Here is a 12720-nt window from a genome sequence, read left to right on the forward strand (position 1 = left end):
CGGGCCGCCTCGCGCGAAGCCCGCTGAGGTGCCCGAGTTGGTCCCGAGAACGCTGAAACAACTGCATTCCCGGGCGACTCAGCGCAGTGGGCGCCGAGCGAGCGCCTCAGAGACAAGTGCCCCTCCAAGAACCCCGGACACCCGACCACCCGAGCCCGCCCGCGTCCTCTGTCCGGAATCACGCGGGCGGCTCGGGTGCCCGAGCGGGTCACACGACGACGAAGGCGTCCAGGATCAGCGAGTTGCCCGTGGAGGCGGCGTTGCGCTTGCTGCCGCGGCGGATGGTGATGGTGTGCTCACCGGCGCTGAGGGTGCTGCTGGTGAACACGGTGCGGGCCGAGCGGTTCGTGGCGCTGTAGCGGTCGACGGAGGCCACGAGGACGCCGTCGATCAGGACCTCGTTGATGCCGGAGGTCGGGGTGACCCGGCTCACCCAGCTGACCTTCGTGCCCCGGAAGCGGAGGGTCGCCGAGGCCGTGGAGGTGCTGGAGTACGAGATGCTGCCGCCGCTGTCGGCGGTGCTCGAGAGCGTCGCCCAGGTGCCGACGGTCGCGATGACGGCGGCTCCGTTCTGGTACGTCCCCGCCGCCGGCAGCGTCGAGGTCGGGGTGGGCGTGGACGTGGCCGTCGGGGTCTCGGTCGGAGTGGGCGTGTCGGTGGGGGTCGGCGTGTCCGTCGGCGTCGGCGTGCTGGTCGGAGACGCCGTCGCGGTGGGGGTGGGGGTCGACGTGGAGACGGTCCCCGCGGTCACGACGAAGGCGTCGAGGATCAGCGTGGATCCGGTGGACGCCGGGTTGCGCGTCGTCCCCCGGCGGATCGTGACCGTGTGGGTGCCGGCGGCGATCGGCCCGCTCGTCCAGACCGTCTGACCCGAGCGGGTCGTGGGGCTGTAGCGGTCGACGGTGGCGACGAGGACGCCGTCGAGCAGCACCTCGTTGATGCCGGAGGTCGCCGTCATCCGGCTCACCCAGCTGACGCCCGTGCCCGAGAAGCGGAAGCTCGCGGACGCTCCGGCCGAGCTGGAGTAGCTGATGCTCCCACCGCTGTCGGCGGAGGAGGAGATGGTGCTCCAGGTGCCCGCCGTCGTGATGAGCGGCGAGTAGTTCTGGTACGTGCCCTCGCCGGGGATCGACGAGGCGGGCTCGTCGGGCAGCGGAACGACCGGCTGCTCCGCGAGCCAGCGGTCGAACGTGTCGAGCATGTCCTTGTTCGTCAGGCTCGGCACGTTGTGGCCGTTCGGAGCGCCGTCGGTCGGCGTGTAGAGGACCACGGCCTCCTTCGCGACGGGCTTCGCGAGCGCGACCCACGCCCCTCCGTGGACGGCGATGGGGACGAGGACGTCCTCGGTCGAGCCGGTCGTGCGGATCCGTGCCCCCGCCCACGAGGCCTGCGGCAGCAGCGCGGGGTCGGTCGCCGGGATCGTCGAGGGGTCGTTGTCGTAGTCCGGCAGAACCCGCTCCGGGTCGCGCCGGGCCATGTCGGCCATGTCGTAGACGCCGGCCGCGTGGTACGCGCCGCGGATCTCGGGGACCAGCTTGTTGCCGTACGCCCAGCAGAGCAGTGCGCCACCGCCGGAGTTCGAGCGGAGGAAGCTCGCCCCGATCCGCCACGTCTTCTGGAACCAGGCGACCGCGTCCACCTGCATGGCGACGGCCCGCTTGTTCGTGTAGATGCTGCCGCCGTAGTTCGGGCAGATCGAGATGACGCCCTTGTCGACGGCCTGGTCGGCGCTGTACTGGTAGGCGCCGGACAGGGCCGCGTAGGTGCTCCCGTTGGCGTGGTAGTACCAGTAGACGACCCGGCCGATCCGCTGCGACGGGACCGCGGTGTGCGGGACGAAGAGCCGCGCACGGTCGGTGCCGATCATCACGTCGATGATCTGGTACGGCTTCTTCCCCACGCGCGAGATCGCCGTGTCGCTGCGCCCGAGCTCGTTGGGCAGCGGCGGGATCACGCTGTAGTCGGGCGCCGCGGACGCGGTCATCGCGTAGGCGAAGGCGGATCCGACGCCGAGGGCGGCTCCGGTGAGGACGAGACGGCGGCTGTGGCGCGCAGGAGAGGACATGGGATCCCGATGTGGAGAGGGCTGCTCGGACGGCGGAGCCTGACCGGAAGGAGTGAGGGGGGTGCTGCGGTCCGGATCGGACCACCGTGGAGGGGGCGCGGTGCGGTCCTTCGGGGGACCGTGCGGGCGGGCAGGCGCGAGTGCATCCTCCCGCGTCCGCCGCGCGACCGCCAGACCCGCTTCAGGGACACCCGCGGCGGCGCTCCCACCTCGCATCGAGCGGCGGAGGGACGCGAGAAGGTCCTGGTGAGAGCGCTATCTCGCGCCACTGCTCTGGAGATGCCCGCCACGGGAGCGGAACCGCATCGTCCCGGTGGCGGGGCTCCGGGGTCGCACGGGGCCGGCACGGATCCAGGCCGCCTTTCGCTCGGCGCGCAGGTCATGCGCACGTCAACACTCCCGCGGGAGACCCCCGGATTGGTCGCGTTCTCTGGGTGCCACCTGATCGCCGGTTCAGCGCTTGCTCTCCCCCTTCTGAGTGCCGACCGGGTCGAGGGTCCGTCGTCCGCCGCCCACGTCCCGTCTCAGGGGGACAGGGCGACTCCGAGCCGCGACCTATCGTGATCCCGCTCCATCCGGAAGGCCCGGCGAGGCGCCCCGGGGGGAGGTCGATCCGTGTCGAACGCGCATCCCCGACCGAGCCACGGCCGCTCGATCGCCCTCGGCCTGGTGCTGCTCCTGCTCGCCGCCGTCCTCGTGGTCCTGCCCGCGTCGAGGGCCGCGGCGGCCACGGTCCTCCTCCAGGAGGGCTTCGGCGGCACCAGCGTCGCGGACTCGGCGTGGCAGCCGCTCGACGCCGCGTGCCTCACCCGGGCGACCGCGACTCCGCCGACCGGCAGCTCCCGGCTGGGCACGTGCGTGACCCCGAAGAACGCGGCGCCGGCGACCTCGACGGATCCGGGCTTCCTGCAGCTGACGGACAGCCGCGGATCCTCGAAGGGAGGCGCGGTCTTTAACCGGCCGATCCCGGCCACCGGCGGACTCGATGTGCAGTTCGACCAGTACCAGTACCAGGGCACGCTCGACGTCACCGGCGGTGACGGGATCGGGTTCTTCCTGACGGACGGCTCCCGCAGCCTCACCGCGGCGGGAGCCTCCGGCGCCTCTCTCGGATACGGGCAGTCCTCGACCAGCGACGGTGTCAGCGGCGGCTACCTCGGGATCGGACTGGACGCCTACGGGAACTTCTCGAGCACGGCGAACGGGCTGGGAGCGGGCTGCCCCACCGCTCCTCCCGGGGCGCTCGCCAACCGGATCGTCGCGCGCGGACCCGGCGACGGGAGGACCGGCTACTGCTTCATCCAGAGAGCGTCGCCCGGAACTCTGCAGTCCCTGCGCCCGACGGTCAACCTGGGGGACCCGACGAATCCGCCGGCGTCGAACGGACGCACCATCCGCATCACGGTGTCGGCAGCGGCCACGCCGGTGGTGACGGTCTACTACGGCTCCACCGCAGGCCTGGCGGCCGCCTCACTCGCGCAGGTGATGCAGTTCACGATGCCGACCGCAGCTCCGTCCACGTACAAGCTCGGCTTCACCGCCTCCACGGGAGGTTCGTTCGACACCCACCTGATCCGGAACGTCTCCGTCTCGTCCATCAACACGCTCGACGACATCACCCTCGTCAAGCAGATCGACCGCACCACCGCGCAGCCCTCCGCCTACACCGAGGGCGCTGCGATCCCCTACCAGTTCGTCGTGACGAACGGCTCGATCAAGGCGTCCCTCAGCGGGATCGTCGTCACCGACCCGAAGGTCGCGACGATCACCTGCGCGGCCACGACGCTCGCTCCGCTCGCCTCCACGATCTGCACGGGATCCCATACGGTCACGGCCGCAGAGGCGGTGGCCGGCTCCCTCGTCAACACGGCGACGGCCTCGGCCACACGGACCGCGACCGGCGAGACGACGACGACCGTCACCAGCAGGACCGCCACCGTCACCGCCCCCATCGCCGCCCCGGCTCCCGCTCTGACCCTCACCAAGACCGCCCTGCTCACCGACACGAACGGCAACGCCCAGGCCGACGCCGGAGAGCAGATCCGCTACTCCTTCCTCGCCCTCAACTCCGGCAACGTCACACTGCAGACGGTCGCCGTCGCCGACCCGAAGGTCACCGGCATCACGCCCGCCTCGACGCAGCTCGCCCCCGGAGCGAGCGCGACCTTCACCTCGGCGCCGTACACGGTGCTGCAGACCGACATCGACAAGAACACGTCGCTCGTCAACACGGCGACCGTCTCCGGCCGCACCCTGGCCGCCACGCCCGTGACGGTCACCGCGACCTCCACGGCCACCACGCCGATCCGCTACGCGCCCTCGATCTCGCTGACGAAGAACGGCACGATCCCGACCGGCGCCGCCGTGGGCTCGACCGTCTCCTACAGCTTCACCGCCACCAACACCGGCAACACCGGGCTGAGCGCCGTCGCGGTCACCGACCCCAAGAGCGGGCTCTCCGCGCTCGCCTACTCCTGGCCGGGGACCGCCGGGCGCCTCGAGATCGGCCAGTCGGTCACCGCGACCGCCTCGTACACGCTCACGCAGGCCGACGTCGACGCGGGCCAGGTCCTCAACACCGCGACCGCGACCGGCACCCCTCCGACGGGCGCCGCCGTCACGGCCACCGCCTCGCGGACGGTGACGATCGCCCGCACGAACGACCTCGCGCTCACCAAGACCGCGAACCCCGCCTTCATCAGCGCCGCCGGCACCGTGGTGACCTACACCTTACGCGCGTCCAACACCGGCACCACCACCCTCACCGCGGTCGCGATCAGCGACCCCAAGAGCGGGCTCTCCGCTCTCACCTACTCCTGGCCGGGCACTTCCGGACGACTGCTGCCCGGCCAGGTCGTCACCGCGACCGCCGCCTACACGACCACCGCCGCCGACGTCACCGCCGGCACGATCGCCAACACCGCCACGGCGACGGCGACCGGCCCGACCGGCGGGGCGTTCACCCGCACCGCCTCGGTGAGCATCTCGGTGATCCCCGATCCGGCGGCCGACGCCGCGACGGTCGTGCAGGGCGGATCGGTCGTGATCGACGTGCTCGCGAACGACGGGCCCGCCGCGACCGGCGCGACCTTCTCGCGCGCGCAGCTCTCGGCGACCCCGAAGGCGATCGGAGGCGCGGCGACCCCCGCCCCCGCCACTCCCGTGCAGGGGTCCGTCTCCTGCGTCGCGAGCGGAGCGACCCGCGGCCAGTGCACCTACCGCCCGATCGCCGCCTTCGTCGGCACCGACGTCTTCGACTACTCGCTCTCGGGCCAGTACGGCACCTGGAACGTGCGGGTCACGGTCACCGTCACCGCGCTGAACCGCGCGCCGGTCGCCCGACCCGACCGTGTGGTCGCGACAGCCGGCGGCCCCGCCGTCACCGTCGCTCCGCTCGCGAACGACACCGACGAGGACGCGGGCACGACCCTCGCCCTGGCCGGCACGAGCGTCCCGGCCGGGCTGCGCGGCACCTTCTCCTGCTCCGGATCCACGTGCACCTACACGCCCGCGGCCGACGGCTGGACCGGGAGCGCGACGATCGCGTACACGGTCACGGACGGCGCGCTCACGGCGGGCGGCACGATCACGGTCTGGGTCGATCCCGCTCCCCTCGTCCGGCGCGGATTCTCCGGCACCGGCACGACGAGCGGAGCGGTCGGGCTCGGCGCCTGGACCAGCTCCTCCGTGGTCGCCACGCCCGTCGCGAGCTGCACGGCCGGTCGGCCGAGCACCCTCGTGAGCTGGTCGGCCGCCGCCGGAGCGACCGGCTGGACCCTCGAGCGCCGCCTCGCGGGGACGACGCCCGGCCCGTGGACCGTGATCGCGGCACCCGCCGCCTCCGCGACGAGCTTCACCGACGACCGGGTCGGTGAGGGCCGCAGCTACCAGTGGCGGGTCCGCCCGGACCTGCAGCGCTGGCTCGGAGTCGCGTCCGCCGCCTCGACCGCCGTCGCCCAGCCGGCCGTCACCACCGCCGGAGGCTGCTGATGCCTCCCCGCCGACACCCCTCTCGTCCTGCACGTGTCCTCGTGAGGGAGACCACGCCCGCACCGGGCACCACCCACCAGAAAGGAACGGTCGCCATGACCACCACAGCACCCACCCGTCGCAGCCCCTGGAAGAAGATCGCCCTCACCGGCGGCGTCCTCCTCGCCGCGGGAGCCCTCGCCGGCGCCGGCGCCTTCGCCGTGTTCACCGACTCCGGCACCGCCGTCGGCAACGTCGACGCCGGCCAGACCGACATCTCGGTGACCGGAGCGTTCACCGTCGCGAACATCGCGCCCGGCGACACGGTCCAGCGCCCGATCAGCCTCGTGCTGCCGAACGCGACCAACGACGGCGACCTCGTCTCGTCGGTCCGCTTCTACCAGGACGTCACCAACGACGTCGTCGGCTCGGACACCACCGACCCGGGCCGCGTCGGCGCGTCCCTCGTCACCGGCGCGAACGGACTCGACTACCGCCTGCTGACCTGCTCCACCGCCTGGGTCCCCGCCGCCGCTCCCGCGGAGGCCGGCCCCTACACCTGCGCGGGCACGCAGACCGTCACAGGCACCGGCAAGCTCTCGACCATCGGCGGAGTCGCCAACGCGGCGAACTTCACCCCGGCGAACTTCGGCATCACCCCCACCACGACCGGGACCTTCCCCTCGGACGCCGGTGACGTGACGCTGAACACGCTGATCGAGCTCGTCCTGCCGACCGCGGCCGACAACGCGTACGAGAACGCCTCCGCCACGGTCACCTTCACGGCCGCCGCGATCCAGCGCGCCGGCATCCAGAAGTAGCCCGTCCCCCACCGCCTCCGTCCTGCCCGGCCGCCACCGGCGCGGGGCGGAGGCATCCCCCTTTCCTCCCGGAGTCGTCCCCATGCCCCACGCCCGTGCGCTCGTCGCCGTCCTCGCGGCGGTGCTCCTCGCGCCCGCGGCGAGCGCCGAGCCCGTCGGCGTGCTCGACGTGCGCGAGCTCTCGGCGCCCGGATCCCTCACGGACCTCGCTCCGGGCGACCGCGCCGAGTGGGCGGTCGAGGTGACCAGCACCGGCCTGTCGCCGCAGGGGGTCTCCGTGGCCTTCGCGGTCGACGGAGGGACGCTGGCGCAGGACCCGCGCGACGGCCTCCAGCTGTCCGTCGAGCTCTGCGACTCGGCGTTCACGGTCGCCGAGGTCGTCGACGGGGAGCGCACGGTCGAGCGCTACCTCTGCCCGGAGGACGCGATGCCGCTCGGATCCGGACCCGCGGCGACGCTCGGCCGGCTCGACGGTGTCCGTCCGCTCGAGCGCGGGGCCACCGTGGGCGTGCGCGTCCGCGTCCTGTTCCCGGAGTCGGCCGGCAACGGGACCGAGCTCGCGGCGGCGTCGCTGCGGGTGCTCGTGGGCACGACGGAGGAGGATCCCTCCCCCACCCCCGGCCCCGGCTCCTTTCCCGGAGCGGCGGGCGGCGGGCTGGCCGTCACCGGTCGCGACCTGGGCGCCGCGCTCCTGGGCGGGATGCTCGCCCTCGGCTCGGGCGCCCTGCTCGCCGCGGCTGCGCGCCGTCGTCACCGGAGGGAGCAGGCGTGAAGGCCCTCCGCGCTCTCCTCGGCGGACTGGTCATGATCGTGGCCGTCGCCGGCATCGCCGTCTTCGTCCTCTCCGCGCTCGGTCTCGTGCGGCTCGTGCCGGTGCTGTCGAACTCGATGGCGCCCGGGATGCCCGTCGGCTCCCTCGCCGTCACCCTGCCCGTCGACCAGGCCGCGATCCGCGCCGGCGACGTGATCGTCTTCACCGACCCGGACGATCCGGGCCGCCGCGTCATCCACCGCGTCACCCTCGTCTACTCCGAGGAGGAGGCTGCGGCCCTCCGCGGCCGCGAGCCCGGCCAGCTGGCGCTCACCACCAAGGGCGACAACAACGAGTCGGCCGACCCGTGGATCGTGACGATCGCGGACGAGCGGATCTGGCGCGAGAGCTCGGTGGTGCCGCTGCTGGGCTGGCCGAGCATCGGCCTCGCCCACCCGGAGGCGCGGTTCGCGCTCTTCGCCGCGGGCGGCGCGGTCATCGTGGGCGCGCTCCTGATCGCCATCTGGCGCCGCCCCGCGGAGGTCGCCCCATGAGCGGCGCGCACCGCTCGTCGGACGGCACGCCGCCCCCGGAGCCCCTGCGTCCGCCCGCTGAGCACGGGCGGCACAGCGCCCGGCCGTCCTCCCGCGACCGCGGAGCCCCGCGCCACTCCCCCGAGGTCCGCCGCCGCGTGGTCTCCCGCGCCGGCCTGGCGGGACTCGTCGCCGGCGCGCTCGTCCTCGGCGCCGCCGCCACCGCCACCGCCGTGCTCCTGGACCGGGGCTCCGTGAGCGCGCGGGTCGCCTCCGGCACCGTCATCGCGACGTTCACCGGCACCGGAGCGACGACCGTGCCGGTCCCCGTCGCGGGCCTCGTCCCCGGTGGCACGGCCCGGCGCCTCCTCGACCTGACGAACGCCGGGACCCTGCCGATGTCGGCCCTCCAACTGCAGACGGCCACCGGCACCGACCTCTCGGACGGCCTGCAGCTCGCGATCGAGCGCTGCTCGCTGTCCTGGTCGGCCGATGCCGCGACCTGCCCCGGCACCGTCACCACCGTGTCGGCCGACCGCCCCGCCGCCTCCCGCCTCGACCTGCCCGGCTCCCCAGCTCTGGCCGTCGGAGCGACCGACCACCTCCGCCTGACCGTGCGCCTGTCGGAGTCCGCGCCGTCCGCCGCGCAGAGCACCTCGGCGACCCTCACCGTCACCGTCGTGGGCCTGCAGCGCCCGGGCCGCCAGCTGTAGGGCGCGAGCGGCTCACTCGGCGGCGGCGAGCCCGACGGAGTCGCACATCACGTCCGAGTCGCTCGCCTCACCGGGCAGCACCACCGCCAGGCCGTCACCCTGACGGCAGGCCACCAGCGGCGGAACGGGCCTGCGCACCCCCTGCTCCGCAGCCGCGTTCGCCGCGGCGCGGTCGAGCTCGAAGCCGCCGTCCTCCCAGACGCCGGCGCAGAGACCGACCGCGGTCTCCGCCGACAGGGGTGCACCCTCCTCCAGGGGCCGCCCGTCCTGGTCGAGGAGGGACTCGGACACCTCCCCCACCAGGCCGGTGTCCACCGGTCCTCCAGCGCCTCGGACACCTGCCTCGAGGGAGGCGGTCGGATAGCACCGCGCCCCGATCTGCGTGAGAGCAGGGGGAGTGAGCACCGCGGCAGCCGCTGCGAGGAGCACGCCCCCGGCGAGGGTGCCGGTCACCGCGACCACGGTGCGGCGACGACGGATCGCTCGGCGGTCGTCCCGCACTCTCCCGAGCACACGCTCTCGGACGAGCAGCGCGCGATCGCGTCCGGGGTAGTCGTCCGTGTTCACAGGGCACCTCTCACGTAGTCGTCGTCCCGGATCCTCCGGCGGAGGCGGGAGAGTCTGTTGCGGACCACCGAGGTGGTCACGTCCAGTTCGGCGGCGGCCTCGTCGTAGCCCAGCCCGCGCTCGAGGCATGCCGCGTAGACCCTCCGGTCGAGCTCGGGGAGCGTGGCCACGACGGCGTCGACCGATCGGAGCAGCGCGGCCACCTCGGCCGCTCGCTCCGGCCCGTCGACAGTGGGCCCGTCGAGCACGTCCGCCCCGCTCGCGAGCGGCCTCCGAGAGCCTGCTCGGATCTCGTTCATGGTCAGGTTCCGTGCGGTCACCATCAGCCACGGCAGAAGCGAGTCGCCCGCGATCCTCACCAGGTCGCGTTTCCTCCAGAGCACGACGAACGCCTCCTGCACCACGTCGTCGACGGCCGCGGCATCCGTCACCCGGCTGCCCACCAGCCGGAACACCGCCGGCGCGTGGCGGTCGTACAGCGCCCGCATCGCGGCCTCCCCTCCGCTGCCGGCGAGCCGTCGGAGCAGCTCTCGATCCTCGACCTCGTCCGTCATGTGCGCCCGTCCTGCTCCCTCGTGCCCTGCCCGGCTCGGTCCGCCGGCGGCCGGTCGGCGACTCACCCTGCCGCGGCCCTCGCTGAGAAGTCTCCGGAGGCGAGGATTCGTCTCGAAACAGTGACCTCGTCGACGAGGAGGCCTTCGTGAGCGCGCTGACGCAGCGCTGAGGTGCCCGAGACGGTCGGCGACACGCCGGAGCGGGCGACCATCTCGGGCACCTCAGCGCGAGGGCGCAGGCGGGGCTACTCCCAGAAGCCGAGGTGCGCGCTGGAGGCCTCCTCCTCGAGGTGCGGACCCGAGACGACGATGGAGCGCTGCCCGCGGGCGAACACCTCGCGGCACGGGAGCGAGAAGGTCGGGTTCTCGGGGTGGTCGCCCGTGAGCCCCAGGAGGCGGTGCTCCGAGAGGGCGTAGACCACGCGGTCCACGCCGGTCCAGTAGACGGCGCCCGAGCACATCGCGCAGGGCTCCGCGCTCGTGTAGAGGGTGCTGCCCGGCATCCCCTCGGCCCCGAGCTCGCGGAACGCGGCGGCGACCGCGCGCAGCTCGGCGTGCTGCGTGGGATCGCCCTCCGGCGGGAGGGAGTTGTTGCCGGCCTCGGCGACGACGCGGCCGGCGGCGTCGACCACCAGGGCGGCGAAGGGGTGCCTGCCCTCGGCACGGGAGCGCTCGGCGGCGGAGATGCTCCGGCGCAGGAACGCGAGGTCGTCGGTGCTGAGCTCGGTCATCGTGTCCTCCGCCTGTGTACAAGTCGTCGATCCGACGTCGAGGGGGAGCCTACTCGAGCCGCCGTGTCGCGGATTGTTACGCCGTCATTACAGGCTTCGAACTTCTCCGGACACACTTGTTCACAACTGGCCGGCGTTCCGTAACGTGCTCACCACGTCCCCTGCGGACCGACCCGCCCCCTCGCCGACCGGAGCCAGCATGCCCTCCTCCCTCACCGCTCCCCCCGCCTCCGTCCCCGCGGGGACCGGCCGGGAGCAGCGGGTCGACGAGGAGGCCGTCCGCCTGCTGCCGAAGGCGGAGGTGCACGTGCACCTCGAGGGCACGTTCGGCCTGGGCGAGATCCTCTCCCTGGCCAAGGAGAGCGGAGTGCCGCTGCCGGGACCTGCGGCCACCCTGTTCGACATCGGCACTCACGGCTCGTTCGAGCGCCCCGAGGTCACCACAGGAGGAACCGCGGGCGGAGTCGGCGGCGCCGGGCTCAGCGGGTTCCTCCGCTACCTCGACTGGCAGTGCGGCCTGGTGCGCACCGCCGAGCAGGCCGCCCGCGTCGCCTACTCCTTCGCCGCCCGGCAGACCGCGTCCGGCATCCGCTACTCCGACGTCATCGTGAACCCGACGCACTGGAACGCCTGGCGGGGGCGCGAGACCGAGCTGCTCGCGGCCCTCGCGTCCGGCCTGGACGAGGCGGAGCAGGACGGGCTCTGCGTGGTGAGCATCGCGTGCTCGCTCCTGCGCTCGCAGACTGCGCTCGAGGCGGAGGCGCTCGTCGACGCACTGCGGCGGGCGCGCCCCGCCCGAGTCGTCGCGCTGAGCATCGACGGCGACGAGAAGGTCACCGGGCTCACCGGCGAGAAGTTCCGGCCCGCGTTCCGCGCAGCCGAGGCGGCCGGCCTCCGCCGGACCGTCCACGCGGGAGAGTCCAGCGGGCCGGAGGGGGTCTGGGACGCGCTCGACCAGCTGCACGCCGAGCGGATCGACCACGGTGTGCGCTCGATCGAGGATCCGGTGCTCGTGCAGCGCCTCGTCGACGAGGGCATCGCGCTCGATCTCTGCCCGCGCTCGAACGTGACGCTCGGCCTCTACCCCGACTGGGAGTCGCACCCGCTGCCGCGCCTGGTCGAGGCCGGGGTGCGCGTCACCGTCAACACCGACGACCCCGCGCCCCTCGCGAGCACCCTCGACCAGGACTGGGCGGTGACCGCCGCCGTCTTCGGCTTCGACCACGCCCGCCTGGTCGGCTTCGCGGCCGACTCGATCCACGCCTCCTTCGCCGAGGACGACCTGAAGCGCTCCCTCCTCGCCGAGCTCGACGCCCTCGTCGCCGCTCCCGACGAGGGCGGACCGTCGTGAGGCGCCGGACGCCGCTGGGCGCGGGCCTGCTCGCCGGGATCTGCGTGCTCGCCGTGGCGGGCACCGCGCCCGCCTCCCCCGCGGAGCCGGAGTGGAGCGACGGCGCCCCGGTCGCGCTCGCACCGCTCGTCGCCGCCTGGCCCGACTCCTACTCCGTCTCCGGCACCAAGTCCGAGCCGCTCTACGTCGAGCACATCACCTCCACGCGCGTCGGCCGCGACTTCGCCCTCACGATCGAGGTCGTCGCCCAGGGCGACAGCGCTCTGGGCACCCAGCGGAGCGCGGTGGAGCTCGCCGGCGACGGCAGGATCCGCTGGATCGAGGGCTGCCCCGGCTCGGCGCAGTGCTCGGACGACACCGGCCTCCGCGGCTTCCTGTCGCAGGCGGCTCTGCTCGCGACCGCTGCGCGCGGGGGTCTGCCCGACACTGGCACCGGCCGGACGCTCCACGGCCACCGCGTGGTGTGCCTCCCGGACGAGGTGCTCCACCCCGACCATCCGCCGGTCGTCCCCGGCCTCAGCCCCTGCTTCTCGATCGCGACCGGCGCCCTGCTCGGGCACTGGTCCGAGGACAGCAGCGCCTTCGTCGGCGCGACGCTCGCCGCCGGCCTGACCGACAGCGCCGGCTGACCCCGACGGCGTCGGCCGACCCCGACGACCCCACCC

The 12720-nt window shown here is 73.6% G+C and carries 11 protein-coding genes; 7 read left to right on the forward strand and 4 right to left on the reverse strand.

Annotated elements, in window-relative coordinates:
* Positions 1-208 precede the first annotated feature (208 nt).
* Positions 209-2065 carry a hypothetical protein gene (locus tag C5C10_RS17930; protein WP_181073472.1) on the reverse strand — a complete coding sequence of 619 codons (1857 nt, stop codon included), beginning with the start codon at positions 2063-2065 and terminating at the stop codon, positions 209-211.
* 615 nt (positions 2066-2680) lie between these two features.
* On the opposite strand from C5C10_RS17930, the gene C5C10_RS14235 reads away from it, so the two are divergent.
* The 5 genes from C5C10_RS14235 (at position 2681) to C5C10_RS14255 (ending at position 8852) form a co-directional block, all read left to right on the forward strand.
* Complete coding sequence (locus C5C10_RS14235; RefSeq protein ID WP_258060603.1) at positions 2681-6055, forward strand: Ig-like domain-containing protein; 3375 nt, start codon at positions 2681-2683, stop codon at positions 6053-6055.
* A 95-nt stretch (positions 6056-6150) separates the two neighbouring features.
* On the forward strand, positions 6151-6855 hold the full coding sequence (locus C5C10_RS14240) for a TasA family protein (protein ID WP_104329561.1): 705 nt from the start codon (positions 6151-6153) through the stop codon (positions 6853-6855).
* Between the two features lie 82 nt (positions 6856-6937).
* Positions 6938-7627, forward strand: a complete 690-nt coding sequence (locus C5C10_RS14245) for a hypothetical protein (protein ID WP_104329562.1) — start codon at positions 6938-6940, stop codon at positions 7625-7627.
* On the forward strand, positions 7624-8160 hold the full coding sequence (locus C5C10_RS14250; RefSeq protein ID WP_258060604.1) for a signal peptidase I: 537 nt from the start codon (positions 7624-7626) through the stop codon (positions 8158-8160). The genes C5C10_RS14245 and C5C10_RS14250 overlap by 4 nt, the downstream gene beginning before the upstream one ends.
* On the forward strand, positions 8157-8852 hold the full coding sequence (locus tag C5C10_RS14255) for a peptidase (protein ID WP_104329563.1): 696 nt from the start codon (positions 8157-8159) through the stop codon (positions 8850-8852). Before C5C10_RS14250 ends, C5C10_RS14255 begins: the two co-directional genes overlap by 4 nt.
* Before the next feature lie 12 nt (positions 8853-8864).
* On the opposite strand, the gene C5C10_RS14260 is transcribed toward C5C10_RS14255, so the two are convergent.
* The 3 genes from C5C10_RS14260 to C5C10_RS14270 form a co-directional block, all read right to left on the reverse strand.
* Positions 8865-9305 (reverse strand): hypothetical protein, encoded by a 441-nt coding sequence (locus C5C10_RS14260; RefSeq protein ID WP_146082171.1) that lies wholly within the window; start codon positions 9303-9305, stop codon positions 8865-8867.
* A gap of 110 nt (positions 9306-9415) precedes the next feature.
* The gene (locus C5C10_RS14265) at positions 9416-9973 is read right to left on the reverse strand and encodes an RNA polymerase sigma factor (RefSeq protein ID WP_104329565.1); all 558 of its coding nucleotides are present in this window, start codon (positions 9971-9973) and stop codon (positions 9416-9418) included.
* Positions 9974-10218: 245 nt separating this feature from the next.
* Positions 10219-10704, reverse strand: coding sequence for a nucleoside deaminase (locus tag C5C10_RS14270; protein WP_104329566.1), 486 nt, complete (start codon positions 10702-10704; stop codon positions 10219-10221).
* 199 nt (positions 10705-10903) lie between these two features.
* Between C5C10_RS14270 and add the strand changes: the two genes are divergently transcribed.
* Together add and C5C10_RS14280 are read left to right on the forward strand one after the other, a co-directional pair.
* Complete coding sequence (gene add, locus C5C10_RS14275; RefSeq protein ID WP_104329567.1) at positions 10904-12055, forward strand: adenosine deaminase; 1152 nt, start codon at positions 10904-10906, stop codon at positions 12053-12055.
* Entirely contained in the window at positions 12052-12684 is a 633-nt protein-coding gene (locus tag C5C10_RS14280) for a hypothetical protein (protein WP_104329568.1), read from the forward strand. The genes add and C5C10_RS14280 overlap by 4 nt, the downstream gene beginning before the upstream one ends.
* Positions 12685-12720: the final 36 nt, after the last annotated feature.

Source organism: Rathayibacter sp. AY1A3 (genome assembly GCF_002930975.1).
Taxonomy (GTDB): Bacteria; Actinomycetota; Actinomycetes; order Actinomycetales; family Microbacteriaceae; genus Rathayibacter.

What these genes read in the sequence shown, in the direction of transcription:
- C5C10_RS14270 (WP_104329566.1), bottom strand. Translation starts at nt 10,704, where the DNA reads ATGACCGAGCTCAGCACCGACGACCTCGCGTTCCTGCGCCGGAGCATC.
- C5C10_RS17930 (WP_181073472.1), bottom strand. Translation starts at nt 2,065, where the DNA reads ATGTCCTCTCCTGCGCGCCACAGCCGCCGTCTCGTCCTCACCGGAGCC.
- C5C10_RS14255 (WP_104329563.1), top strand. Translation starts at nt 8,157, where the DNA reads ATGAGCGGCGCGCACCGCTCGTCGGACGGCACGCCGCCCCCGGAGCCC.
- C5C10_RS14265 (WP_104329565.1), bottom strand. Translation starts at nt 9,973, where the DNA reads ATGACGGACGAGGTCGAGGATCGAGAGCTGCTCCGACGGCTCGCCGGC.
- C5C10_RS14245 (WP_104329562.1), top strand. Translation starts at nt 6,938, where the DNA reads ATGCCCCACGCCCGTGCGCTCGTCGCCGTCCTCGCGGCGGTGCTCCTC.
- C5C10_RS14240 (WP_104329561.1), top strand. Translation starts at nt 6,151, where the DNA reads ATGACCACCACAGCACCCACCCGTCGCAGCCCCTGGAAGAAGATCGCC.
- add (WP_104329567.1), top strand. Translation starts at nt 10,904, where the DNA reads ATGCCCTCCTCCCTCACCGCTCCCCCCGCCTCCGTCCCCGCGGGGACC.